The organism is Pseudomonas morbosilactucae, assembly GCF_023241715.1.
GTDB classification, from domain to species: Bacteria; Pseudomonadota; Gammaproteobacteria; order Pseudomonadales; family Pseudomonadaceae; genus Aquipseudomonas; species Aquipseudomonas morbosilactucae.
The window spans coordinates 111749-135894 of sequence record NZ_JALQCW010000065.1 but is presented as its reverse complement, the minus strand read 5'-3'; the positions used below and the strand labels follow the sequence as shown (position 1 = coordinate 135894).

The window sequence follows — 24146 nt, the reverse complement described above, 5'->3', positions numbered from 1 at the left end:
CATGGTTCTGCGCTCGGAAATTCTGGTGAACAAAAACGTGCTCCCGACTCAAGAACAAGCATTGCCTGGCCGTGAAACCCCGATGGCCTTGCCTGAGACTCACTTCGTCAACGGTAACCCCCTGCTGGGCCCATTCCTCGACAACGTCGGCTTTGCGATCTTTGGCCTGGGCTGCTTCTGGGGCGCCGAGCGGCGCTTCTGGCAGCGTGATGGCATCGTCAGCACGGTGGTGGGCTACGCAGGCGGCTATACGCCAAACCCGACCTATGAAGAAGTCTGCTCAGGCCTGACCGGCCACAGCGAAGTGGTGCTGGTGGTGTACGACCAGGACAAGGTCAGCTACGAAGAGCTGTTGAAGATGTTCTGGGAACTGCACAACCCGACCCAAGGCATGCGCCAAGGCAACGACATCGGCAGCCAGTACCGCTCGGTGATCTATGCCACCACCCCAGAGCAACTGGCCGCGGCAAAAGCCAGCGCACAGGCCTATCAGCAAGAGCTGACCAAAGCCGGCCTGGGCACCATCACCACCGAAATCGACGAAGCCCCGACCGTCTACTTCGCCGAGGCCTATCACCAGCAATACCTGGCGAAAAATCCCCAGGGCTACTGCGGCATCGGCGGCACGGGCGTGACGTGTCCGATTTGAGGCCGCGGTAAGCTTCACGCTGCACGTCAGACGCTAGAAACAAAAGCGGCAAGCAAAAAGCGGATCACCCTCCGCTCCAGCTTGCCGCTTACCGCTCAAAACTCGCCGCTGCCCCTGACCTACTCCGCTATCAACCAATCCATCTGCCAGCCGCCCTGGGTCTGGCCGAGTTTCTTCGACAACCACGGCAGCAGCTCGCGCAGTTCCTCTTCCAGCCCCCACGGCGGATTGGCAATGGCCAGGCCCGAGCCGTTCAGGCTGTTGGGGGTGTCCAGTGGGTGCACCAGCAATTCCACGCGCAACAACTTCGGCGCGCCGGTGCCGGCCAGGTCCTGGTAGAAGCGCCGCAACATGCGCTGATCCTTCACCGGGTACCAGATGGCCGCCACGGTCTGGCGCATCCGGCTGATGGCCTCCTTCAGCGACGCCGCACAGCGCTGCATTTCATCGAGCTGCTCGAACGGCGGGTCGATCAGCATCAACGCCCGCTTCTCGGCCACTGGCAGCAAGGCCCGCGCCACGTGCCAGCCCTCGCCCAGGTGCACCGCCACCCGGCGATCCCCCTTCATATTGTCCTTGAGCAGCAAGCCGTCCTGCGGGTGCTTTTCGTTGAGCAGCACCCGATCCTGGGACCGGGTCAATTGCCGCGCCAGCTCCGGCGAGCCCGGGTAATAACGCAGCTCGCCATCCGGGTTCATCTTGTGCAGCAGTTGCATGTAATCCGCGGTCAACGGCGGCAGGTCCTGCTCACCCCACAGGCGGGCAATGCCTTCCAGGTATTCGCCGGTACGCGACGCCTGGTCGCCCTTGAGGTCGTACAGACCAATGCCGGCGTGGCTGTCGAGGTAGGCGAACGGCTGCTCCTTGCGCGACATCAGGGCGAAGAGGCGGGTCAGGGTCAGGTGTTTGAAGACGTCGGCGTGGTTGCCGGCGTGGAAGGCGTGACGATAGTTCATGGTTGCTCCTGCGCAGGGGGCGAAGTTTACCTTGTACACGCGCCGTCGTCAGGTCACGCCGCGCTGCCCCTGGCTTATGCCGCAAACCAGGGTCGGCACGAAAAAAAGGTCTAATGCCGGTAGGGACCTGTTCGCTGCGGAGGCATTACATTCAGGCCCTACAAAAAAACCAAAGCAAGCCAAGGAGGTCAAGCCACTCATGAAAGACGCAACGATCGCGCTGCACCATGGATTCAAATCAGACCCGACCACCAAGGCCGTGGCCGTGCCGATCTACCAGAACGTCGCCTTCGAGTTCGATAACGCCCAGCACGGCGCCGACCTGTTCAACCTCGATGTGCCAGGCAATATCTACACCCGCATCATGAACCCCACCAACGATGTGCTGGAACAGCGCATGGCGGCGCTGGAAGGCGGGATCGCCGGACTGGCGGTGGCGGCAGGCAGTGCTGCGATCCACTACGCGATCCAGACCCTGACCCAGGCCGGTGACAATATTGTCTCCACCCCGCAGCTGTACGGCGGCACCTACACCCTGTTTGCCCACCTGCTGCCGAGTTTCGGCGTCGACGTTCGTTTTGCCCGGGATGACTCGGCCGAAGCCATCGCCGAGCTGATCGACGACAAGACCAAGCTGGTGTACTGCGAAAGCATCGGCAACCCGGCGGGCAATATCGTCGACCTCGAAGCCCTGGCCCAGGCGGCCCATGCCCGCGGCGTGCCGCTGATGGTGGACAACACCGTGGCCACGCCGATTCTGTGCAAGCCGATCCAGTTCGGTGCCGACATCGTGGTGCATTCGGTGACCAAATACGTGGGCGGCCACGGCAACTCCCTGGGCGGGGTGATCGTCGACAGCGGCACCTTCCCCTGGGCCGATCACCCGGAAAAGTTCGCCAGCCTCAACACCCCGGAGCCGGCCTACCACGGCGTGGTTTACACCGAGAAATTCGGCCCCGCCGCCTTTATCGCCCGCGCCCGCACCGTGCCGCTGCGCAACACCGGCGCGGCCCTCGCGCCGATGAACGCCTTCCTCCTGCTGCAAGGCCTGGAAACCCTGGCCCTGCGCATGGAGCGCCACACCGAGAACGCCCTCAAGGTGGCGACCTTTCTCCAAGACCACGCGCAAGTGGCCTGGGTCAGCTACGCCGGGCTGCCTGACCACCCGCACCATGAGCTGGCGCAGAAATACATGAAGGGCAAGCCGTCAGCGATTCTTTCGTTCGGCCTCAAGGGTGGCTACCAGGCCGGCGTGCGTTTCTACGATGGGCTGCAGATTTTCAAGCGCCTGGTGAACATCGGCGACGCCAAGTCCCTGGCGTGCCACCCGGCCTCCACCACCCATCGCCAGATGAACGAAGAAGAACAGGCCAAGGCCGGGGTCAAGCCGGAGATGATTCGCCTCTCAGTGGGCATCGAAGCCATCGAAGACCTGCTGCAAGACCTCGACCAGGCCCTCGCCCTGGCTTGAAAAAACGCCCCGCACCCTTCAGGCTGCGGGGCGTCTTCCACTCCGGATGACCCCTCTGCCGCGCCGGCTCTCCCTATCCGGCCCGCAGCGGACGGCTGTGCTGCCCCCACCTTCCAGCGCCGGCCTCTCTTCCACCCGCAACAGGCGCCATGGGACTCAACCACAGACTGACAAAGGACAAACTCCACCATGACCGCCCGTTACGCAAAAATCGCCATGACTTTGGCCATCGCCGCCTTCGCCCTGTTGGTGGCCTTCAACAACATCAGCGACTACGCCTCCAACTTCGCCTTCGTCCAGCACGTCCTGAGCATGGACACCCTGTTCCCCGGCAACACGGCCACCGGCCGCGCCATCACCGCGCCTTGGCTGTGGCACAGCGGCTACTGGCTGATCATCAGCGGTGAAGCCCTGACCGGCCTGCTCCTGGCCTGGGGCGCCCTGACCCTGTGGCGCAACCGGCATGCCGATGGCGCCCGCTTCAACCGCGCCAAAGCCCCGGCACTGGCCGGCCTGTGCCTGGGCTTTATGGTCTGGTTCTTCGGCTTCATGGTGGTGGGCGGCGAATGGTTCATGATGTGGCAATCCCACACCTGGAACGGCCAGGAAGCGGCCTTCAAGTTCTATATGGCGATCCTCGGGCTGCTGATCTTCCTCAACCAGCCCGACCCTGAGCTGAGCTGAATCAAAGGCAAAAAAAGGCCCGCCCTGGCATCCAGGGCGGGCCTTTTGCAGTTCAGCTAAGGCTCACTGCACGGGGCGACCTCAGCGGTTGAGCTTGAAGTCTTTTTCCGCAGCTTCGAAACGCTGGACCATGCCGGCGCTCGGTGCGCTCATCTTGCTCACCAAGAGAATGGCCAGGCTGGCGAAGATAAAGCCTGGGATGATTTCGTACAGGCCCAGCAGCTCGAAGTGCTTCCACAGCACCACGGTCAGCGCGCCGACGATAATCCCGGCCAACGCGCCGTTGCGGGTCATGCCTTTCCAGATCACCGAGATCAGCACCACCGGACCGAAGGCCGCACCGAAACCGGCCCAGGCGTAGCTGACCAGGCCCAGTACACGGTTAGTCGGGTCGGCAGCCAGGCCAATCGCCACCAGCGCGACCACCAGCACCATCGCCCGGCCAACCCACACCAGCTCCTGTTGGGAAGCGCGTTTACGCAGGAAGGCTTTGTAGAAGTCTTCGGTCAGGGCGCTGGAGCACACCAGCAACTGGCAGCTCAAGGTGCTCATCACGGCCGCAAGGATGGCCGACAACAGCACACCGGCAATCCATGGGTTGAACAACAGCTTGGCCAACTCGATAAACACCCGCTCAGGGTTCTCGGCCACGGGGCCGGCCACTTCAGGGTGCGCCGAGAAGTAAGCGATACCGAAGAAGCCCACTGCCACGGTGCCGCCCAGGCACAGGATCATCCAGGTCATGGAGATGCGACGGGCGTTGGCGATCGACTTGACCGAATCCGCCGCCATGAAGCGCGCCAGGATGTGCGGCTGGCCAAAGTAGCCCAAGCCCCAGCCCAGCAACGAGATCACGCCGATGAAGGTGGTGTTCTTCAGCATGTCGAAGTTGGTGGCGTCCTTGGCCTCGATCGCCAGGAAGGTGGTATCGACACCGCCGGTAGCCAGCAGCACGATGATCGGGGTGAGGATCAGGGCGAAGATCATCAGGGTGGCTTGCACCGTGTCAGTCCAGCTCACCGCCAGGAAACCGCCAACGAAGGTATAGGCGATGGTCGCGGCAGCACCGGCCCACAGCGCCGTCTCGTAAGGCATACCGAAGGTGCTTTCGAACAGACGGGCACCGGCAACGATGCCGGAAGCGCAATAGATGGTGAAGAACACCAGGATCACCACCGCGGAAATGATCCGCAGCAGGCCGCTTCTGTCTTCAAAACGGCTGGAGAAGTAGTCCGGCAGGGTCAGCGCATCGCCGTTGTGCTCGGTCTGCACCCGCAGGCGGCCGGCCACGAACAGCCAGTTCAGGTAGGCACCGACGATCAGGCCGATGGCGATCCAGCTTTCCGACAGGCCGGACATGTAGATGGCGCCCGGCAGGCCCATCAGCAGCCAGCCACTCATGTCGGACGCACCGGCGGACAACGCGGTGACCACGCTGCCAAGGCTGCGACCGCCCAGAATGTAATCGGAAAGGTTGTTGGTGGAGCGATAGGCCATAAAGCCGATCAGCACCATTGCTGCGATGTAGATCACGAACGTGATCAAGGTTGGATTGCTTGCACTCATGTGAGTTACGCCCTGGCTTTGTTTTTATGTAGCAGCGGTCAGCACAACCGCCGCCCAACGGATACGTTTGAGAGACGATCGGGTATTACGCGCATTTATGACTGATGTTTCCCCAGGAAAGCCATCAGCCGATGAACCGCCGCAAAGGGAGGTTGCACCTGAGGCGCGAATCCTATTCAACAATTCCAGCGAGGTGCAACCTGTTTCACGGAATTCAGTTGCACCTCATCGAATTTAGGACCGGAACGAATGTTTTTGCTCCTTTTTGGAGCAAAAAACCAACTTTCCAGAATTAATCGCACCAAGGCAATGCGGGCGTTGGCTCAGCCAATTCACTTCCTGACGAGCTGTGATTGTTTCCGGTAAAAAAAGGGTTGCACCCGGTTGCACCCCATTCAGCGCAAGGCTAATCTTGCCGCCAGCTGATGCCACGCAGTCGTGGCAAACATGAGGATAAAAATATGGCTACCACCACCCTCGGGGTCAAACTCGACGACCCTACCCGCGAGCGTTTGAAGGCCGCGGCAACCTCCATTGATCGCACGCCCCACTGGCTGATCAAACAGGCGATTTTCAATTACCTGGAGAAACTCGAGGGTGGTGCAACCCTGACCGAGCTGAGCGGTGCGACCGGCAAAGACGGCGACGACGCCGGCGAAGTCCAGGCTGACCACGCCCATCAGTGCTTCCTGGAGTTTGCCGAAAGCATCCTCCCGCAGTCGGTGTTGCGTGCCGCGATCACTGCCGCCTACCGCCGCCCGGAACCGGAAGTGGTGCCGATGTTGCTGGAGCAGGCGCGCCTGCCGGCGCAGATGGCTGAAGCCACCCACAAGCTCGCTGCCTCGATTGCCGAAAAACTGCGCAATCAGAAGAGCGCCGGTGGCCGCGCCGGCATCGTCCAGGGCCTGCTGCAGGAGTTCTCCCTGTCGTCCCAGGAAGGCGTGGCACTGATGTGCCTGGCCGAAGCCCTGCTGCGCATCCCCGACAAGGGCACCCGCGACGCGCTGATCCGCGACAAGATCAGCACCGGCAACTGGCAGCCGCACCTGGGCAACAGCCCGTCGCTGTTCGTCAACGCCGCGACCTGGGGCCTGTTGCTGACTGGCAAGCTGGTCTCCACCCACAACGAAGCGGGCCTGACCTCGTCCCTGAGCCGCATCATCGGCAAGAGCGGCGAGCCGATGATCCGCAAGGGCGTGGACATGGCCATGCGCCTGATGGGCGAGCAGTTCGTCACCGGTGAAACCATCGCCGAAGCCCTGGCCAACGCCAGCAAGTTCGAAGCCAAGGGCTTCCGTTATTCCTACGACATGCTCGGCGAAGCGGCCCTGACCGAGCACGACGCGCAGAAGTACCTGGCGTCCTACGAGCAGGCCATCCACTCCATCGGCAAAGCCTCACACGGCCGGGGCATTTATGAAGGCCCGGGCATCTCCATCAAGCTCTCGGCCCTGCACCCACGCTACAGCCGCGCCCAATACGAACGTGTGATGGACGAGCTGTACCCGCGCCTGCTGTCCCTGACCCTGCTGGCCAAGCAATACGACATCGGCCTGAACATCGACGCCGAGGAAGCGGACCGCCTGGAGCTGTCCCTGGACCTGCTGGAACGCCTGTGCTTCGAGCCGCAGCTGACTGGCTGGAACGGCATCGGCTTCGTGATCCAGGCCTACCAGAAGCGTTGCCCGTACGTGATCGACTACGTTATCGACCTGGCGCGCCGCAGCCGCCATCGCCTGATGATCCGCCTGGTAAAAGGCGCGTACTGGGACAGCGAAATCAAGCGCGCCCAGGTCGAAGGCCTGGAAGGCTATCCGGTGTACACCCGCAAGGTGTACACCGACGTTTCCTACATCGCTTGCGCACGCAAACTGCTGTCGGTGCCGGAAGTCATCTACCCGCAATTCGCCACCCACAACGCCCACACCCTGTCGGCCATCTACCACATCGCCGGTCAGAACTATTACCCCGGCCAGTACGAGTTCCAGTGCCTGCACGGCATGGGTGAACCGCTGTACGAACAGGTTGTAGGCAAGGTTTCCGAAGGCAAGCTCAACCGTCCGTGCCGCGTGTACGCACCGGTGGGCACCCACGAAACCCTGCTGGCCTACCTGGTGCGTCGCCTGCTGGAAAACGGCGCCAACACCTCGTTCGTCAACCGTATTGCCGACCAGTCGATCTCCATTCAGGAACTGGTGGCCGATCCAGTGGCCAGCATCGAGCAGATGGCGACCCTGGAAGGCGGCTTCGGCCTGCCGCACCCACGCATCCCGCTGCCACGCGACCTGTACGGCAGCGAACGCGCCAACTCCGCCGGCATCGACCTGGCCAACGAACACCGCTTGGCGTCGCTGTCCTGCGCCTTGCTGGCGACCGCTCATAACAGCTGGAAAGCCGCGCCGATCCTTGGTTGTGCCTCCAGCAACGAAGCCGCCAGCCCGGTGCTGAACCCGGCCGATCACCGTGACGTGGTTGGTCACGTGCAGGAAGCCACCGTCGCTGACGTCGACAACGCCATCCAGTGCGCCTTGAACGCCGCACCGATCTGGCAAGCCACGCCGCCGGCCGAACGCGCCGCGATCCTGGAGCGCGCCGCCGACCTGATGGAAGGCGAGATCCAACCGCTGATGGGCCTGCTGGCCCGTGAAGCCGGCAAGACCTTCGCCAACGCCATCGCCGAAGTGCGTGAGGCCGTAGACTTCCTGCGCTACTACGCGGTGCAGGCACGCAACGACTTCACCAATGACGCCCACCGCCCACTGGGCCCGGTGGTGTGCATCAGCCCGTGGAACTTCCCGCTGGCGATCTTCAGTGGCCAAGTGGCTGCCGCCCTGGCCGCCGGTAACCCGGTCCTGGCCAAACCGGCCGAACAAACCCCGCTGGTGGCGGCCCAGGCCGTGCGCCTGTTGCTGGAAGCCGGCATTCCTGAAGGCGTGCTGCAACTGCTGCCCGGCCAGGGCGAAAGCGTCGGTGCCCGCCTGGTGGGTGACGAGCGGGTCAAAGGCGTGATGTTCACCGGCTCCACCGAAGTCGCCCGCCTGCTGCAACGCAACATCGCCGGACGCCTGGACAACCAGGGCCGCCCGATCCCGCTGATCGCCGAAACCGGCGGCCAGAACGCGATGATCGTTGACTCCTCGGCCCTGACCGAACAAGTGGTCATCGATGTGGTGTCCTCGGCCTTCGACAGTGCCGGCCAGCGGTGCTCGGCCCTGCGCGTACTGTGCCTGCAGGAAGATTCCGCCGACCGCGTGATCGAAATGCTCAAGGGCGCCATGGCTGAATCCCGCCTGGGCAACCCGGAACGCCTGTCGGTGGACATCGGCCCAGTGATCGACGCCGAAGCCAAGGCCGGCATCGAGAAGCACATCCAGGCCATGCGCGACAAAGGTCGCAGCGTGTACCAGATGGCAATTGCCGACAGCGAAGAAAGCAAACGCGGCACCTTCGTCATGCCGACCCTGATCGAACTGGAAAGCTTCGACGAGCTGCAACGGGAGATCTTTGGTCCGGTGCTGCACGTGGTGCGCTACAAGCGTAAAGAGATCGACCAGTTGATCGCCCAGATCAATGCATCTGGCTACGGCCTGACCCTGGGCGTGCACACCCGCATCGACGAAACCATTGCCAAGGTGGTGGACAACGTCAACGCAGGGAACGTCTACGTCAACCGCAACATCGTCGGCGCTGTGGTCGGTGTGCAACCGTTCGGCGGCGAAGGCCTGTCGGGCACCGGCCCGAAAGCCGGCGGCCCGCTGTACCTGTACCGCTTGCTGTCGACCCGCCCGGTGGACGCCATCGAGCAGTCGTTCGTCCGTGGCGACGCGCTGAATGCACCGGACCTGCGCCTGCGTGACGCCATGAGCGCCCCGCTGACAGCCCTCAACACCTGGGCCCAAGGCAATCAGCTCAACGACCTCAGCGCCCTGTGTGCGCAGTTCGCTGCCCAATCGCAAAGCGGCATCACCCGCCAACTGGTGGGCCCGACCGGCGAGCGCAACAGCTACGCGATCCTGCCGCGCGAACACGTGCTGTGCCTGGCGGACCTGGAAAGCGACCTGCTCAACCAACTGGCGGCCGTGCTGGCCGTCGGCGGCTCGGCGGTTTGGCCGGAAAGCGATGTCAGCAAGGCGCTGTTCGCCCGCCTGCCGAAGGACGTGCAAGCGCGCATCCAGCGTGTGGCGGATTGGACCAAGGACGAGGTGGTGTTCGATGCTGTGCTGCACCACGGCGACTCCGACCAGTTGCGCGGCGTCTGCCAGCAAGTGGCCCAGCGCGCCGGTGCGATTGTCGGGGTTCACGGCCTGTCCCAGGGCGAAACCGGCATCGCCCTGGAACGCCTGGTGATCGAACGCGCCCTGAGCGTCAACACCGCGGCAGCCGGCGGCAATGCCAGCTTGATGACGATCGGTTAAGAGCAGCGGCAAGTTTCAAGCGGCAAGCGGCAAGGAAGAGCGGTTCGGTTCGGACCTGCTTTCTCTTGCCGCTTGAAGCTTGTAGCGCATCTCTTCTGCTCCCCCATCACCCCGATCTATCTTCCTTCCCCATTTTTATAAGCCTTCTTAGACTGCGGCATACTTTTCTACAGGTACGCCGTCATGTCCGAGACGTTGCTCAGTTCCCGCAATCTGGCCTTTGAACTGTATGAGGTGCTCGATGCCGAGGGCCTGACCCAGCGTGAGCGGTTTGCCGAGCACAACCGGGAAACCTTCGACGCCGCCATCAGCACGGCGCGCAGCATTGCCGAAAAATACTTCGCGCCCCACAACCGTAAGAACGACGAAAACGAACCCCGTTATGAAGACGGCCAGGCGATTCTGATTCCGGAAGTGAAACCGGCAGTCGATGCGTTTCTGGAGGCCGGTTTTCTCAACGCCGCCCGCCGCTTCGAAGACGGCGGCATGCAACTGCCCACCCTGCTGTCCCAGGCCTGCTTCGCGCACTTCCAATCGGCCAACGCGGCGTCCACTTCCTATCCGTTCCTGACCATGGGCGCGGCCAACCTGATTGAAAGCTTCGGCACCGACGAACAGAAGCAGCGCTTCCTGCAGCCGATGATCGATGGCCGTTTCTTCGGCACCATGGCCCTGACCGAGCCCCACGCCGGCTCCTCGCTCTCGGACATCCGCACCCGCGCCGAACCCGCGGCAGACGGCAGTTATCGCCTCAAGGGCAACAAGATCTTTATCTCCGGTGGCGATCACCCACTGTCGGAAAACATCGTGCACATGGTCCTGGCCAAACTGCCGGACGCACCGGCGGGGGTGAAGGGCATCTCGCTGTTTATCGTGCCCAAGTTCCTGGTCAACGATGACGGCAGCCTGGGCCCGCGCAACGACGTGCTGCTGGCCGGGCTGTTCCACAAGATGGGCTGGCGCGGCACCACCTCCACCGCCTTGAACTTCGGCGATAACGGGGCCTGTGTCGGCTACCTGGTGGGTAAACCCCATCAGGGCCTGAGCTACATGTTCCAAATGATGAACGAGGCGCGGATCGGCGTCGGCATGGGCGCGGTGATGCTGGGTTACGCCGGCTATTTGTACTCCCTGGACTACGCCCGCGAACGCCCGCAAGGGCGGCTGCCCGACAGCAAGGACCCGAACACCGCCCCGGTGTCGATCATCCAGCACGCCGACGTCAAGCGCATGCTGTTGACCCAGAAGGCCTACGTCGAAGGCGCCTTTGACCTGGGCCTGTATGCCGCACGGCTGTTCGACGACACCACCACCCTGGCCAGCGACACCGAACGCAAGCAGGCCCACGAGCTGCTGGACCTGCTGACGCCGATCGTCAAATCCTGGCCTTCGGAGTTCTGCCTCAAGGCCAACGAACTGGCGATCCAGATCCTCGGCGGCCACGGCTACACCCGGGAATACCCGGTGGAGCAGTACTACCGCGATAACCGTCTGAACCCGATCCATGAAGGCACCCACGGCATTCAGTCCCTGGACCTGCTGGGGCGCAAGCTGGCGCAAAACAATGGGGCGGGCTTGAAGCGATTGCTCCGGCTGATCGCCGACAGCAGCGAACGGGCACAAGCTTATGAGTCGCTGACTGCGCTGCGCCAACCTCTGGAAACCCTGGTGAGCCACCTGCAAAGCGTGACTTTGGGCCTGCTGACCGACCTCGGGCAAGGCAAGGTCAACAGCAGCCTGGCCAACTCGGCGCTGTATCTGAAGGTATTCGGGCACACGGTGATCGGCTGGCGCTGGCTGGAACAGGCGATTCGCGCCGAAGAGGGGCTGGCCAGGGGCAATGCGGCCGATGCTGCGTTTTACCGAGGCAAGCTGCAGGCGGCGCGCTACTTCCTGACCTGGGAAATCCCGGGCTGCCACCATGAACTGACGATTTTGCAGGCGCGGGACGATACCTGCCTGGCCATGCAAGATGAGTGGTTCTGACCGAGCAACATAAGAGACCCCGGCGCAAGAGAAGGTGGCTTCGCCGGCGCCCCACCCCCGTCACAGCACACCTGCGCAGAGCGCCATTCCCTGGCGACCTGCGCTAGTGCCCTGCGCCACCGCCGGTCATGCCGGGTTGATGGTCTTGGCGATCACTTCAACCGTGGCGCTGACTTGCTCTTGGTAACGGTTGAGTTCCTGCTTGTGGCGCTTTTGCATATCGATTTGCTGCGAGCACAAATTCATCGCCGCCAGCACCAACAATCGGTCACCGATCAGCGTCGGGTATTTCTTCTTGGTGTCAGCCAATGCGGCTTTCAACATAAGTGCGGCGTCCAGCAGGGTCTGCTCTTCCCCGGCCGGGGCCTTGATCGAATAGTCCTCCCCGAGAATCGAGACGACCTTTACCCCTTCGGTGCTGTGCCTCATGCGCTGACAGGACCGGCGCTGACGCGCTCAACCAGGGCCTGGATGCGGGCAGCCGTAGCGCCTTGTTTCTCTTCCTGCTCCATCAGGTTCAGTTGCAGGCTTTCGTTTTCATCCTTGGCCTGAGCCAGTTCGGCTTTCAGGGTTTCATTCGTGCCGAGCAGCGCTTGGTTCTGTTGCACCAGGTCACTGACCAGTTGTTCCAATTGGCTTAGGGATGCTTCCAACATTTTGATTTTCCGAGCATTTTCAAAGGGCGCGTACGATAAAGAAAAGTCACCGTCGATACCAGGCTTATCAGGGCGCAAGGCCTTGATTTACCTGGTGGGCAACCTTGTCTGCGAGCTTTAAAGACTGCCGATGCCCCATCTGGTTCCTGACACCTCGTCGCCCCGTCAGATTTTTCTGAATACACGCCCGCCAAGGCAAAAAAGATTGAGGCGCTCGATAGGCCAGGCAGACCCGCCTCGACAACCGCACCAAGCGCCGCCCTTGCGATGCGGGAAGTGACTGGAAAAGGATGAGTAAAGAGTTAAAAAGCTTTTTGACATCATCGTATTTCAACAGGTTAGAATCGCTGGCACGCAGACTGCATGGTCAGTTTGTGCCCGCCTTAACCCCCCCTGGAGTACTGCCTTTGAATGCGACGACCATCAACAGCCTGTTCTTGATCGGCGCGTTGCTGGTAGGTGCAAGCATTCTGGTGAGTTCACTGTCCTCCCGCCTGGGCATCCCCATCCTGGTGATTATCCTGGCCGTGGGCATGGCCGCCGGGGTCGATGGCGGCGGCATTATTTTCAACAACTACCCAACGGCCTACCTGGTCGGCAACCTGGCGCTGGCGGTGATCCTGCTCGACGGCGGGCTGCGCACCCGGGTGGCCAGTTTCCGCGTGGCCCTATGGCCGGCGCTGTCCCTGGCAACGGTGGGGGTGCTGATCACCACCGGCCTGACGGGCATGGCTGCCGCCTGGCTGTTCGACCTCAACCCGATCCAGGGCTTGCTGATCGGCGCCATTGTCGGTTCCACGGACGCGGCAGCGGTGTTTTCCCTGCTTGGGGGCAAGGGCCTGAACGAACGGGTCACCGCCACCCTGGAAATCGAGTCCGGCAGTAACGACCCCATGGCGGTGTTTCTCACCGTGACCCTGATCGACATGCTCGCCAGCGGCCAGACCGGCCTGCACTGGAGCCTGCTGGGGCACCTGGTGCGCGAGTTCGGCATTGGCGGCGTGGTCGGCCTGGGTGGCGGCTGGTTGATGCTGCAACTGGTCAATCGCATCAACCTGGCCAACGGCCTGTACCCGATCCTGGTGATCGCCGGCGGCCTGTTGGTGTTCGCCCTGACCAACGCCCTGCACGGCAGCGGCTTCCTCGCCGTGTACCTGTGCGGCCTGGTGATCGGCAACCGCCCGGTGCGCAGCCGCCACGGCATCCTGCACATGCTCGACGGCATGGCCTGGCTGGCGCAGATCGGCATGTTCCTGGTGCTGGGGCTGCTGGTCACGCCCCACGACCTGCTGCCCATCGCCTTGCCGGCCCTGGGCCTGGCGCTGTGGATGATCCTGTTCGCCCGGCCGCTGTCGGTGATGGTCGGCTTGCTGCCGTTCAAGGCCTTCCACGGCCGGGAAAAAGTCTTTATCTCCTGGGTCGGCCTGCGCGGCGCGGTGCCGATCATTCTTGCGGTGTTCCCGTTGATGGCCGGGCTGCCGGAGGCCCAGCTGTACTTCAACCTGGCGTTCTTTATCGTGTTGATCTCGCTCTTGGTCCAGGGCACCAGCCTGCCGTGGGTCGCCAAGTGGCTGAAGGTCACGGTGCCACCCGAGCCGGCGCCGATTTCCCGCGCTGCCCTGGAAGTCCATGTCACCAGCGAGTGGGAGCTGTTCGTCTACCGCCTCGGTGCGGAAAAGTGGTGCATCGGTGCTGCCCTGCGCGAGCTGAAAATGCCCGAGGGTACGCGGATCGCTGCCCTGTTCCGTGGCCAGCAACTGCTCCATCCGTCGGGTAGTACGGTGCTTGAGGCCGATGACCTGCTGTGCGTGATCGGCCACGAACACAACCTTCCGGCCTTGGGCAAACTCTTCAGCCAGGCACCGCAACGGGGCCTGGACCTGCGCTTCTTCGGCGACTTCGTGCTCGAAGGCGACGCCCAGCTGGGCGCGGTTTCGGCCCTCTACGGGTTGCAACTGGAAGGCGTCGATGCGGACATGCCGTTGAGCCGCTTCATCACCCAGAAAGTCGGTGGTGCGCCGGTGGTGGGTGACCAGGTGGAGTGGAACAACACCATCTGGACGGTCGCGGTGATGGACGGGAACAAGATCAGCAAAGTGGGCGTCAGATTCCCCGAAGGAAGTCGCCCGGGCCCCGGTCTCTTCCTCTAAACTCGGTGGCGTGCCGGCAGATGTCCGGCACACTTCCCCCCCTTTTCAACTTGCTTGACCGGTCTCTATGCCAACCCTGCGCACTTTTTTCGCCGTTGCCCTGCTGGGCCTGAGTCTTTCCGTCGGCACCGCACTGGCCGCTGATCCCCCCAGCGCCGAGTCGGTCCAGCAAAGCCTGGACAAGATCGCCGATCGCAAACTGCCGGAGGCCGATCAGAAAGCCCTGCAGACGGTGCTGCAAACCACCCTGACCCACCTGAGCAACAAACAGGATTACGAGCAGCGGCTGAACGACCTCAAGCAACAGCTGAACAACGCGCCGCGCCAGACGACGGAGAACCAGCGTGAGCTGGTGCGCCTCAAGGCCACTAAAGTGCTGCCCGTGGCCCAACGCTACGCCGCATTGCCGGTGTCGCAGCTGGAACAGCTGCTGACCGAGCGCAGCACCTTGCAGGGCGACCTGCAAAAAGCCCTGGCCGATGCCAACAGCCTGACCATCACCGCCCAGACCCGCCCCGAGCGCGCCCAGGCGGAAATCAGTAACAGCCAGTCGCGCATCCTGCAAATCAACGCCACCCTCAAATCCGGTCGCGACAACGGCAAGCTGCTCAGCAACGACCAGCGCAACCAGCTCAATGCCGAGCTGGCGGCCTTGAACGCACTGATTCCGCTACGCCGCCAGGAACTGGCCGGCAACAGCCAGTTGCAGGACCTGGGCAACAGCCAGCACGACCTGCTGATGGAGAAGACCGCGCGCCTGGAGCAAGAGATCCAGGACCTGCAGACCCTGATCAACCAGAAGCGCCTGGCCCAGTCCCAGGAAACCGTGACCCAGCAGTCCATCGAGGCACAAAAAGCCGGCAGCAGCAGCCTGCTGGCCACCGAGAGCGCGGCCAACCTCAAGCTCTCCGACTACCTGCTCAAGAGCACCGACCGCCTCAACGAACTGACCCAGCAGAACCTGCAGACCAAGCAGCAACTGGACAGCGTGACCCAGAGCGACGCGGCCCTGGACGAGCAGATCAGCGTGCTCAAGGGCAGCCTGCTGCTGTCGAAGATCCTCTATAAGCAGAAACAGTCCCTGCCGCGCCTGCGTCTGGACCGCGACCTGGCCGACCAGATCGCCGACATCCGCCTGTACCAGTTCGAAGTCAATCAACAGCGCGAGCTGATCAGCAGCCCCAGCACCTACGTCGACAACCTGCTGGCCAGCCAGCCTTCCGAGCAAGTCACCCCGCAGTTGCGCAAGACCCTGCTGGACCTGGCGCTGACCCGCGCCGACTTGCTGGAACGGCTGAACCGCGAGTTGAGCGCACTGCTCAATGAATCCATCACCCTGCAACTGAACCAGAAGCAACTGCTGAGCACCTCGCAAAACCTGCGGGCGACCCTCGATGAGCAGATGTTCTGGATCCCCAGCAACAAGCCTCTGGATGTGGAATGGCTGGAAGGCGTGCCGCTGCGCCTGGAGCGCCAAGTCACCACCCTGCCCTGGGCGTCGAGCCTGAGCGAGCTGGCCGACGGCCTGGCGCAACGGCCGCTGCTGTTTCTGCCGCTGTTGCTGCTGATCGGCGCCCTGCTGTGGAAACGTCGCTACCTGTACGGCAAGTTGAACAAGGTTCACCAGGACATCGGCCACTTCAAGCGTGACAGCCAGTGGCACACACCCCTGGCGATCCTGGTCAATATCCTCCTGGCCATGCCGGTCAGCCTGGCCCTGGCGCTGTGCGGCTACGCCTTGCAGATCGACGCCCGGGGGCAGAACGCCAACCTCGGGGCGGCGCTGCTGCAGATATCCCAGGCCTGGCTGGTGTTCTACACCGCGTACCGAATCCTCGCCCCGGGCGGCGTGGCCGAATTGCACTTCCGCTGGGAAAAGCCCCAGGTCGAATTCCTCCAAGGCTGGATCCGGCGCCTGGGCCTGGTGGTGCTGGCACTGGTGGCCGTGGTGGCCGTTGCCGAGCATCAACCGGCGGCCCTGGCCGAAGACGTGCTAGGCATCGCCGTGGTGCTGACCTGCTACGCGCTGATGGCCTGGCTGCTCAGCCGCCTGTTGCTCAGCAGCCCGACGCACCAGAACGCCTCGCTGTTCCGCAAATCGGTGGGGGTGCTGTTCACCGCGCTGCCCATCGCGTTGTTCATCGCGGTGTGCTTCGGCTACTACTACACCGCGCTAAAGCTCAGCGATCGCCTGATCAACACCCTTTACCTGCTGATGTTCTGGCTGGTGATCGAAGCCACCTTCGTCCGCGGCCTGGGCGTGGCGGCACGACGCCTGGCCTACCAGCGCGCCCTGAGCAAGCGGCAAGCGGCCAAAGAGGCCGGGGAAAGCGGCGAAGCGGTGATCGAAGAACCGACCCTGGATATCGAGAAGGTCAACGAACAATCCCTGCGCCTGATTCGACTGGCCCTGCTGGGCGGCTTCATGGCGGCGCTGTACTGGGTGTGGTCGGACCTGATCACGGTGTTCTCCTACCTCGACAACATCACCCTCTACGAATACACCAGTGGTACCGGCGCCAACATGAGCATGGTGCCCATCAGCATCGGCGACATGCTCGGCGCGCTGATCATCATCGGCATTACCTTCGCCCTGGCGCGCAACCTGCCGGGGCTGCTGGAAGTGCTGGTGCTGTCCAAGCTGAACTTGGCCCAGGGCAGCGCCTACGCCACCACCACCCTGCTGTCCTATGCCATTGCCGGGATCGGCTTCGTCTCCACCCTGTCCACCCTCGGGGTCAGCTGGGACAAGCTGCAATGGCTGGTGGCGGCGCTGTCGGTGGGCCTGGGTTTCGGCATGCAGGAGATCTTCGCCAACTTCATCTCCGGGATCATGATTCTGTTCGAGCGCCCGGTGCGCATCGGCGACACCATCACCATCGGCAACCTGTCGGGCACGGTGAGCAAGATCCGCATCCGCGCCACCACCATCACCGACTTCGACCGCAAGGACATCATCGTCCCGAACAAGACCTTCATCACCGGGCAACTGATCAACTGGTCGCTGACCGACACCATTACTCGGGTGACCCTCAAGCTCGGCGTCGACTACGGCTCGGACCTGGACCTGGTCAAGGAATTGCTGCTCAAGGCTGCCCAGGACAACCCGCGGGTGCTCAAGGACCCTGCGCCCCACGTGTACTTCCTGAACTTCGGTGAAAGCACCCTGGACCACGAGCTGCGCATGCATGTGCGCGACCTCGGGGACCGCAACCCGGTGATCGATGAAGTCAACCGCTTCATCAACCGCGAGTTCAAGAACCAGCACATCAACATCTCGTTCCGGCAGATGGAGGTCTACCTGAAGAACCTCCACGGCCAGGAGTACAAGATGGTGCCGATCGACCCGGAAACCAAAACCATCGTCCCGGTGCCCGAAGGCAAGCCGCTGCAGGAACCGCCACCGAGCAAACTCGACTAAGGCGCCAATCCCCAGCAGAATGCTCGGACATTTTGCTGGGAGACGGCCGTTGAAAGCCCTCGACGAACTGACCTTCGACAATCGCTTCGCCCGCCTGGGCGATGCCTTCTCAACCCACGTGCTGCCCGAGCCCATCGACAACCCACGCCTGGTGGCGGTCAGCCCGGCGGCCATGGCGCTGCTGGACCTGGACCCGGCGCTGGCCGAGGAGCCGGTGTTCGCCGAGCTGTTCGGCGGGCACAAGCTCTGGGCCGAGGCCGAGCCACGGGCGATGATCTATTCCGGCCATCAGTTCGGCTCCTACAACCCACAACTGGGCGACGGTCGCGGCTTGCTGCTGGGCGAGGTGTACAACAGCGCCGGCGAACACTGGGACCTGCACCTCAAAGGCGCCGGGCAAACTCCCTACTCGCGCATGGGCGACGGCCGGGCGGTGTTGCGCTCGTCGATCCGTGAGTTCCTCGCCTCCGAAGCCCTGCATGCCCTGGGCATCCCCAGCAGCCGGGCACTGTGTGTGATCGGTTCGGACACGCCGGTGTGGCGCGAGAAACAGGAGCGGGCGGCCATGGTGCTGCGCATGGCACCGAGCCATGTACGCTTCGGCCATTTCGAGTATTTCTACTACACGAAAAAACCCGAGCAGCAGAAGCAACTGGCCGAACACGTCCTGGCCCTGCACTTCCCCCATTGCCTGGAACAACCCGAGCCCCACCTGGCGATGTTCCGCGAGATTGTCGAGCGCAATGCCGAGCTGATCGCCAAATGGCAGGCCTACGGTTTCTGCCACGGGGTGATGAACACCGACAACATGTCGATCCTGGGCATCACCTTCGACTTCGGGCCCTTTGCCTTCCTCGATGATTTCGACGCCCACTTCATCTGCAACCATTCCGATGACCAGGGCCGCTATTCCTTCAGCAACCAGGTGCCCGTTGGCCAGTGGAACCTCAGTGCCCTGGCCCAGGCCCTGACGCCGTTCATCAGCGTCGACGCACTGCGTGAATGCCTCGGCCTGTTCCTGCCGCTGTACCAGGCCCATTACCTGGACCTGATGCGCCGTCGCCTGGGGCTGACCAACGCCGAAGACGATGACCAGGCGCTGGTGGAGAACCTGCTGGCATTGATGCAGGGCAGCAGCGTCGACTACAGCCTGTTCTTCCGCCGCCTGGGGGATGAACCTGCGGAGCTGGCGGTGGCGCGCCTGCGGGATGACTTTGTCGACCTCAAGGGCTTTGACGCCTGGGCCGAGCGCTACCTGGCACGGGTCGCCCGGGACCCGGCGCAAGGCGAGGAAGAACGCCGCACGCGCATGCACCAGGTCAACCCGCTGTACATCCTGCGAAACTATTTGGCGCAAAACGCCATCGATGCCGCGCAGGCCGGCGACTACAGCGAAGTGCGCCGTTTGCATCAGGTCCTGAGCCGCCCCTTCGAAGAGCAACCGGGCATGGCCGCCTACGCCCAGCGCCCGCCCGAGTGGGGCAAGCACCTGGAAATCAGTTGCTCGTCCTGAGCCTCGGGCCTCAGGTAAAAACCTCCATCGACACCTTGAAGCGCCCGGCCAACCAGCGGATCTGCCGCAGGTTGAGCTGGCGCTTGCCGCTCAGCACTTCCGAGACCACCGATTGCGCGCCGACACCGGGCAGGTCACCTTGAGTCAGGCCGTGCTCACGCATCAAGCAACGCAACATCTCCACGCCACTGACCCTTGGCATCGGGTGGTGCTCCTCGTCGTAGGCCTCGATCCAGTCGCCGATGATGTCCACCAGTGATGTCAGTGGGTGTGCCTCGTCCTCCCCGATGATGTCCAGCAACTCATCCAGAGCCAGCACCAATCCGTCGTAGTCAGCCTCACTCCGGGGCTTGCGCAGCAGTGGCGCGACAAACTGCCAATGCTCTGCCGCCTGCTTGACCAGAACACTCATCCCGATTCCTCCTTGCAACGCCCCTTGTCGTATTCCTGGTGGTCCAGCACATGCCTGATATAGAGGCGCTGAACCCCATAACGCACCAGGGCGATCAATCTCAATTTATTGCCACCAATGTCGAAAACATGGAAGCGCCCGACCTTATCAACCGCCGGAAACAAGGCCCTCATATCGGCGAAACCCTCGGGCCTGGCGCCTTTGGCCTGGCGATACCAGACATCCAGGGCACGAGCCGCTTGCGGCCATCGCTCCTTGGCCTCCCTGATGCGCTTTACGGTGATGATGTGCATGCAATCTCCCTATCGCATATCGCTATGAAACCTAGCCCCGTCACAACCCCATAGCAAGGTGCTATAGGGCGGATCAGACGGGCGGTTTCAGCTATTTGAAAACCCGACTTGGAAGCCTAGATAGACAGCGGCACCCAGGCCCACGGAATATGTGAGGCGTTATGACCGCCGCAGGCTGCCGCGACACCGGGCACCACCCTGGAGATTGTTCATGCATTACCGGCAGCACCTCAGTTTCGACCAGTTGATCGACCTCTTGCGCCCCCAGCAGAAGACCCTAGAGTTTTGCGTCTACATAGCGCCGGGCGATGCCGCCATCCGTCTGGACAGCCCGTGCGTGATCGAGTCGTTCCCACTGATCGATGACGACGACCAGGAAATCTACCCGGATTACGTGCTGCAACAGGGCCTGGAGTTCTGCTTCAGCGACGCCTTGCTGGAAGACGTGATCATGAGCGCCCTGCTGCACAAGCCCACGGCGAGCAATGAAGAGTTGCTGGCCGCCATTGATTACTACACCGAGCACGATTGCTTCATGAGTTTCGAGCGGCCCGCCAGCCACTGAACCGCGCCACGGACGAACCTGCCGCTACTTGATATTGGCGGCCGCTGCCATCATCTACTGCACCTCTACCGCCCGCTTCGGAGCCCTGAGCATGACCGCCCCACTGCTGATCCCCTGCCCCCATTGCAACGGCCTCAACCGCATTCCCGGCGAACGCCTGGGCGATCAGCCAAAGTGCGGGCGTTGCAAAGCCGAGGTCCTGCTGGGCAAGCCTTTCGAATTGAAACAGGGTGATTACGCCAGCCAGATCAAGGGCGACCTGCCATTGCTGGTGGACGTTTGGGCAGACTGGTGCGGGCCGTGCAAATCCTTTGCCCCCGTGTTCGAACAGGCGGCGGCGCAACTGGCCGGCAAGTGCCGCCTGGCCAAGCTCGACAGCGAGGCCAACCCGCAGCTCTCGGCCCAGTTGGGCATTCGCTCCATACCCAGCCTGATTCTGTTCAAGAACGGTCGGGAGGTCGCTCGCCAGAGCGGGGCCTTCCCGTTGCCGCAATTGCTGAGCTGGCTGCGCAGCCAGGGAATCTAAGGACGCCGCGTCAGGCGTTTTCCAGCAGGTTGTGCAGGTCGACGAACTGCTGGGTCAGCTTGTGCCGGGGGTCGAGATGGATCAGCGGCAGGTTGGCCTGGTGGGATTCACGCATGCGCACCGAACTGGCCAGGTACACCGGCAGCACCGGCAACCCTTCACTGATCAGCTCATCGAGCATCTGCTGCGGCAGGCTGGCCCGCGCCTGGAACTGATTGACCACGATGCCTTCGACTTGCAGGTCTTCGTTGTGGTCTTCCTTCAACTCTTCGATTTCTGCCAGCAGGCCATACAGGGCCTGGCGGGAGAAGCTGTCGCAGTCGAAAGGGATCAACACCCGATCGGCGGCAATCAACGCCGACACCGCATAAAAATTCAGCGCCGGCGGGGTGTCGAGGTAGATCCGGTCGTAATCCTCGGCCAGCTCGTCCAGCAATTTGCGCAGCTTGTTGATCTTGTGTTTCGCCTCAAGCTTGGGCTGCAGGTCCGCCAGCTCTGCCGTCGCAGTGATCACATGCAGATTGTCGAAGGGGGTTTCGTAGATATCCACCTTGTTCTTCTTCGAGAACGGCCCGGACGACAGGGTCTGCTTGAAGAAGTCGGCGATCCCCATGGGAATGTCCTCGCCGGTCAGGCCAGTGAGGTACTGGGTGGAGTTGGCCTGGGCATCGAGGTCCACCAACAAGGTGCGATAGCCCTCGCTGGCGCTGACCGCCGCCAGATTGCAGGCGATGCTGGATTTACCCACGCCACCTTTCTGATTGAACACCACACGCCGCATGACAAAACCTCCGTGTATCAAAGATGCCCGAGTGTAGTTGCCCTGCTCCTTCCTTCGCTACCTCGCAGGCAACGGACTTTGCCGCCAAGGCTCAAGCCATGGGGCATCGGCGACGCAATAGCGCTGGGAACACTCTGCAAAATCCAGCACGAGGCAAAGTGCCTCTCCACCCTTCATCGGATTCGTCGTTTTTATTGATTGAAATGTAACCAGTATTTGCTACAAGTCAGCCGCACCCGGATAATGCGCGCCACTCAGGCCCAGCGCCTATATAGGGTCGGGCGCCAATCGGAGCGCCAAACCGCGTCAAGGAAGCCCGCAGGGGCGGGATGAAATCACGTGATCAACTTCAACATCGCTCAATGGCGCGCATGGGCCCCTGGGCTCGAAAGCGTGGACGATTGGCAGGCCTGGAGCCGGCAACCGACCGTGCTTGAGCGCAGCGATGCCGCCCCCGACGTGTCCTTCCTGCCGGCCATGCAGCGCCGCCGCCTCAGCCGCCTGGCGCGCATGGCCTTCAGCGTCGGCTGGCCCTTGGCCGAGGGCCGGGAACAGCTGCCGCTGGTGTTTGTCTCGCGCCACGGCGAAACCCCCAGGACCTTTGAAATCCTCTGCGACCTGGCCGCCGAGCAACCGCTCTCGCCCACCCAATTCAGCCTCTCGGTGCACAACGCGGTGATCGGCCTGTGGTCGATCATGCGCGGTGAAACCAGCGAGATGAGCGCCCTGGCGGCGGCGGGCGACGGCCTCGAACATGGCGTGCTGGAAGCTGCCACCCTGCTCGGCGACGGCGCCCCGGCGGTGCTGCTGGTGATCACCGAAGAACAGCCGCCCCAGGCCTACGCCCGCTGGATCGACGATGTGCCCTTTCCCTATGCGCTCGGCCTGCTACTGACTCCCGGCAACGATTGGCAGCTATCCCTGAGCTGTGCCGAAGGCCAGGCCCCCAAGGCCGAGTGGCCCCATGCCCTGAATCTGTTGCGTACCCTGCTGACCCAGCAGACCTCCTGCCAACATGCCTGGAAGAACCGTGTATGGACTTGGCAACGCCCGTCGTAAGGGCCAAAAATCGCGACGCCTACTATTGGCGCCTGCTCGCCACCGCGGCGAGCTTTGCCCTATTCGGCCTGGGCGGCCTGTGCCTGCGCCTGGTGATCTTTCCGCTGCTCGGCTGCCTGCCGGGCAATGTCGAGGCCCATCGCCGCCGCGCGCGCAAGACCATCAGCCAGCTGTTCTGGCTGTTCATCCGTTTCATGGCCCGCACCGGCGTTCTCACCTACGACGTGCAAGGCGCGGAAAAACTCGGCCGCCCCGGGCAAATGATCATCGCCAATCACCCGTCGCTGATCGACGTGGTGTTTCTTATCGGCCTGGTGCGCAATGCCAACTGCGTGGTCAAGCAGAGCCTGTGGCAGAACCCCTTTACCCGCGGGCCGGTGCGCGAAGCCGGTTACGTCAGCAACGACGGCAGCATGGACATGCTCGATGCCGCCAGCCAGGCATTGAAGGACGGCCAGTCCCTGGTGATCTTTCCCGAGGGCACCCGCACCCAGCCGGGCCAGGCGCCGGCCTTTCATCGGGGCGGCGCGGCGATTGCCTTGCGCGGTGCGAGAATCATCACCCCGGTGGTGATCAAGGTCAGCCCCACCACCCTGACCAAGGCCGAGCCCTGGTATCGCATCCCGCGCTCGCGCGTGCACTTCAGTTTTCGCGTGGGGGCCGATATAGACCCACAGACCTTTGCTGCCCAAGGCCCTGCGCCTCAGGCCTCGCGCAAGCTCAACGATCATTTGCATCACTACTTTATTAAGGAGCTCGCCGAAGATGAGCGATCTGCACCCGGACTTAATTCTTGAAATCAAGCTGTTGATCATCGACGCCCTGGGCCTCGAAGACATCGGCGCCCAGGACATCGGCACCGACCAGACCCTGTTCGGCGAAGGCCTGGGCCTGGATTCGGTGGACGCCCTGGAACTGGGCCTGGCGATTCAGAAAAAATACGGCATTAAGATCGATGCCGACGCCAAAGACACCCGTAACCACTTCAGTAACGTGGCGAGCCTTGCGGCATTCGTCACTGCAAAACAGGCAGCTTGAGACCG

20 protein-coding genes are annotated in these 24146 nt (G+C 62.7%); 13 read left to right on the top strand and 7 right to left on the bottom strand.

Annotated elements, in window-relative coordinates:
• The first annotated feature begins 1 nt into the window (after nucleotide 1).
• Nucleotides 2-649: a peptide-methionine (S)-S-oxide reductase MsrA gene (gene msrA, locus M1B34_RS23135; protein ID WP_123329443.1), complete on the top strand. Its 648-nt coding sequence runs from the start codon at nucleotides 2-4 to the stop codon at nucleotides 647-649.
• A gap of 119 nt (nucleotides 650-768) precedes the next feature.
• Here the strand turns inward: msrA and M1B34_RS23130 are convergent, their stop codons facing one another.
• Nucleotides 769-1605: a 23S rRNA (adenine(2030)-N(6))-methyltransferase RlmJ gene (locus M1B34_RS23130; protein WP_268266312.1), complete on the bottom strand. Its 837-nt coding sequence runs from the start codon at nucleotides 1603-1605 to the stop codon at nucleotides 769-771.
• A 199-nt stretch (nucleotides 1606-1804) separates the two neighbouring features.
• Between M1B34_RS23130 and M1B34_RS23125 the strand changes: the two genes are divergently transcribed.
• Both M1B34_RS23125 and M1B34_RS23120 read left to right on the top strand, forming a co-directional pair.
• Nucleotides 1805-3076, top strand: a complete 1272-nt coding sequence (locus tag M1B34_RS23125) for an O-acetylhomoserine aminocarboxypropyltransferase/cysteine synthase family protein (RefSeq protein ID WP_268266311.1) — start codon at nucleotides 1805-1807, stop codon at nucleotides 3074-3076.
• A gap of 189 nt (nucleotides 3077-3265) precedes the next feature.
• The gene (locus M1B34_RS23120) at nucleotides 3266-3760 is read left to right on the top strand and encodes a DUF2165 family protein (RefSeq protein WP_123329438.1); all 495 of its coding nucleotides are present in this window, start codon (nucleotides 3266-3268) and stop codon (nucleotides 3758-3760) included.
• Nucleotides 3761-3841: 81 nt separating this feature from the next.
• Here the strand turns inward: M1B34_RS23120 and putP are convergent, their stop codons facing one another.
• On the bottom strand, nucleotides 3842-5326 hold the full coding sequence (gene putP, locus M1B34_RS23115) for a sodium/proline symporter PutP (protein ID WP_123329436.1): 1485 nt from the start codon (nucleotides 5324-5326) through the stop codon (nucleotides 3842-3844).
• Nucleotides 5327-5787: 461 nt separating this feature from the next.
• Here putP and putA point away from each other — a divergent pair, with 461 nt between their 5' ends.
• Nucleotides 5788-9741 carry a trifunctional transcriptional regulator/proline dehydrogenase/L-glutamate gamma-semialdehyde dehydrogenase gene (gene putA / locus M1B34_RS23110; RefSeq protein WP_123329434.1) on the top strand — a complete coding sequence of 1318 codons (3954 nt, stop codon included), beginning with the start codon at nucleotides 5788-5790 and terminating at the stop codon, nucleotides 9739-9741.
• Nucleotides 9742-9924: 183 nt separating this feature from the next.
• Complete coding sequence (locus M1B34_RS23105; RefSeq protein WP_268266310.1) at nucleotides 9925-11727, top strand: acyl-CoA dehydrogenase; 1803 nt, start codon at nucleotides 9925-9927, stop codon at nucleotides 11725-11727.
• A gap of 126 nt (nucleotides 11728-11853) precedes the next feature.
• Here M1B34_RS23105 and M1B34_RS23100 read toward each other — a convergent pair whose 3' ends face one another.
• Nucleotides 11854-12156 carry a cell division protein ZapA gene (locus M1B34_RS23100; protein ID WP_123329430.1) on the bottom strand — a complete coding sequence of 101 codons (303 nt, stop codon included), beginning with the start codon at nucleotides 12154-12156 and terminating at the stop codon, nucleotides 11854-11856.
• A complete protein-coding gene (locus tag M1B34_RS23095; RefSeq protein WP_123329429.1) occupies nucleotides 12153-12383 on the bottom strand; it encodes a hypothetical protein in 231 nt (76 codons plus the stop codon). Before M1B34_RS23095 ends, M1B34_RS23100 begins: the two co-directional genes overlap by 4 nt.
• A 407-nt stretch (nucleotides 12384-12790) precedes the next feature.
• On the opposite strand from M1B34_RS23095, the gene M1B34_RS23090 reads away from it, so the two are divergent.
• The 3 genes from M1B34_RS23090 (at nucleotide 12791) to selO (ending at nucleotide 19467) form a co-directional block, all read left to right on the top strand.
• Complete coding sequence (locus M1B34_RS23090) at nucleotides 12791-14533, top strand: potassium/proton antiporter (RefSeq protein ID WP_123329427.1); 1743 nt, start codon at nucleotides 12791-12793, stop codon at nucleotides 14531-14533.
• A gap of 67 nt (nucleotides 14534-14600) precedes the next feature.
• Nucleotides 14601-17954, top strand: a complete 3354-nt coding sequence (gene mscK, locus M1B34_RS23085) for a mechanosensitive channel MscK (RefSeq protein WP_268262970.1) — start codon at nucleotides 14601-14603, stop codon at nucleotides 17952-17954.
• 49 nt (nucleotides 17955-18003) lie between these two features.
• Nucleotides 18004-19467, top strand: coding sequence for a protein adenylyltransferase SelO (selO, locus tag M1B34_RS23080; protein WP_268266309.1), 1464 nt, complete (start codon nucleotides 18004-18006; stop codon nucleotides 19465-19467).
• A 10-nt stretch (nucleotides 19468-19477) separates the two neighbouring features.
• Here selO and M1B34_RS23075 read toward each other — a convergent pair whose 3' ends face one another.
• Together M1B34_RS23075 and M1B34_RS23070 are read right to left on the bottom strand one after the other, a co-directional pair.
• Nucleotides 19478-19879 (bottom strand): helix-turn-helix domain-containing protein, encoded by a 402-nt coding sequence (locus tag M1B34_RS23075; protein ID WP_268266308.1) that lies wholly within the window; start codon nucleotides 19877-19879, stop codon nucleotides 19478-19480.
• On the bottom strand, nucleotides 19876-20172 hold the full coding sequence (locus M1B34_RS23070) for a type II toxin-antitoxin system HigB family toxin (protein ID WP_123329419.1): 297 nt from the start codon (nucleotides 20170-20172) through the stop codon (nucleotides 19876-19878). The genes M1B34_RS23075 and M1B34_RS23070 overlap by 4 nt, the downstream gene beginning before the upstream one ends.
• 211 nt (nucleotides 20173-20383) lie before the next feature.
• Here M1B34_RS23070 and M1B34_RS23065 point away from each other — a divergent pair, with 211 nt between their 5' ends.
• A complete protein-coding gene (locus M1B34_RS23065) occupies nucleotides 20384-20737 on the top strand; it encodes a DUF7716 domain-containing protein (protein WP_268266307.1) in 354 nt (117 codons plus the stop codon).
• Nucleotides 20738-20828: 91 nt separating this feature from the next.
• Nucleotides 20829-21263 carry a thioredoxin TrxC gene (trxC, locus tag M1B34_RS23060; RefSeq protein WP_268266306.1) on the top strand — a complete coding sequence of 145 codons (435 nt, stop codon included), beginning with the start codon at nucleotides 20829-20831 and terminating at the stop codon, nucleotides 21261-21263.
• Between the two features lie 10 nt (nucleotides 21264-21273).
• Here trxC and M1B34_RS23055 read toward each other — a convergent pair whose 3' ends face one another.
• A complete protein-coding gene (locus tag M1B34_RS23055; RefSeq protein ID WP_123329415.1) occupies nucleotides 21274-22044 on the bottom strand; it encodes a ParA family protein in 771 nt (256 codons plus the stop codon).
• Nucleotides 22045-22383: 339 nt separating this feature from the next.
• On the opposite strand from M1B34_RS23055, the gene M1B34_RS23050 reads away from it, so the two are divergent.
• Genes M1B34_RS23050 through M1B34_RS23040 form a run of 3 tightly spaced genes read left to right on the top strand, consistent with a single transcriptional unit; the run spans nucleotide 22384 to nucleotide 24141 of the window.
• Nucleotides 22384-23103: a beta-ketoacyl synthase chain length factor gene (locus M1B34_RS23050; protein WP_268266305.1), complete on the top strand. Its 720-nt coding sequence runs from the start codon at nucleotides 22384-22386 to the stop codon at nucleotides 23101-23103.
• Complete coding sequence (locus M1B34_RS23045; protein ID WP_123329411.1) at nucleotides 23079-23900, top strand: lysophospholipid acyltransferase family protein; 822 nt, start codon at nucleotides 23079-23081, stop codon at nucleotides 23898-23900. The genes M1B34_RS23050 and M1B34_RS23045 overlap by 25 nt, the downstream gene beginning before the upstream one ends.
• Nucleotides 23869-24141 (top strand): phosphopantetheine-binding protein, encoded by a 273-nt coding sequence (locus M1B34_RS23040; RefSeq protein WP_123329409.1) that lies wholly within the window; start codon nucleotides 23869-23871, stop codon nucleotides 24139-24141. Before M1B34_RS23045 ends, M1B34_RS23040 begins: the two co-directional genes overlap by 32 nt.
• The last annotated feature ends 5 nt before the right edge of the window (nucleotides 24142-24146 follow it).

Bases quoted from the DNA above. Each gene is read 5' to 3' on its own strand.
- M1B34_RS23055 (WP_123329415.1), bottom strand. From the start codon at position 22,044: ATGCGGCGTGTGGTGTTCAATCAGAAAGGTGGCGTGGGTAAATCCAGC.
- M1B34_RS23040 (WP_123329409.1), top strand. From the start codon at position 23,869: ATGAGCGATCTGCACCCGGACTTAATTCTTGAAATCAAGCTGTTGATC.
- M1B34_RS23125 (WP_268266311.1), top strand. From the start codon at position 1,805: ATGAAAGACGCAACGATCGCGCTGCACCATGGATTCAAATCAGACCCG.
- M1B34_RS23105 (WP_268266310.1), top strand. From the start codon at position 9,925: ATGTCCGAGACGTTGCTCAGTTCCCGCAATCTGGCCTTTGAACTGTAT.
- M1B34_RS23065 (WP_268266307.1), top strand. From the start codon at position 20,384: ATGCATTACCGGCAGCACCTCAGTTTCGACCAGTTGATCGACCTCTTG.
- M1B34_RS23075 (WP_268266308.1), bottom strand. From the start codon at position 19,879: ATGAGTGTTCTGGTCAAGCAGGCGGCAGAGCATTGGCAGTTTGTCGCG.
- mscK (WP_268262970.1), top strand. From the start codon at position 14,601: ATGCCAACCCTGCGCACTTTTTTCGCCGTTGCCCTGCTGGGCCTGAGT.
- M1B34_RS23120 (WP_123329438.1), top strand. From the start codon at position 3,266: ATGACCGCCCGTTACGCAAAAATCGCCATGACTTTGGCCATCGCCGCC.
- M1B34_RS23070 (WP_123329419.1), bottom strand. From the start codon at position 20,172: ATGCACATCATCACCGTAAAGCGCATCAGGGAGGCCAAGGAGCGATGG.
- putA (WP_123329434.1), top strand. From the start codon at position 5,788: ATGGCTACCACCACCCTCGGGGTCAAACTCGACGACCCTACCCGCGAG.
- M1B34_RS23045 (WP_123329411.1), top strand. From the start codon at position 23,079: ATGGACTTGGCAACGCCCGTCGTAAGGGCCAAAAATCGCGACGCCTAC.
- M1B34_RS23100 (WP_123329430.1), bottom strand. From the start codon at position 12,156: ATGAGGCACAGCACCGAAGGGGTAAAGGTCGTCTCGATTCTCGGGGAG.
- M1B34_RS23130 (WP_268266312.1), bottom strand. From the start codon at position 1,605: ATGAACTATCGTCACGCCTTCCACGCCGGCAACCACGCCGACGTCTTC.
- msrA (WP_123329443.1), top strand. From the start codon at position 2: ATGGTTCTGCGCTCGGAAATTCTGGTGAACAAAAACGTGCTCCCGACT.
- M1B34_RS23095 (WP_123329429.1), bottom strand. From the start codon at position 12,383: ATGTTGGAAGCATCCCTAAGCCAATTGGAACAACTGGTCAGTGACCTG.
- putP (WP_123329436.1), bottom strand. From the start codon at position 5,326: ATGAGTGCAAGCAATCCAACCTTGATCACGTTCGTGATCTACATCGCA.
- trxC (WP_268266306.1), top strand. From the start codon at position 20,829: ATGACCGCCCCACTGCTGATCCCCTGCCCCCATTGCAACGGCCTCAAC.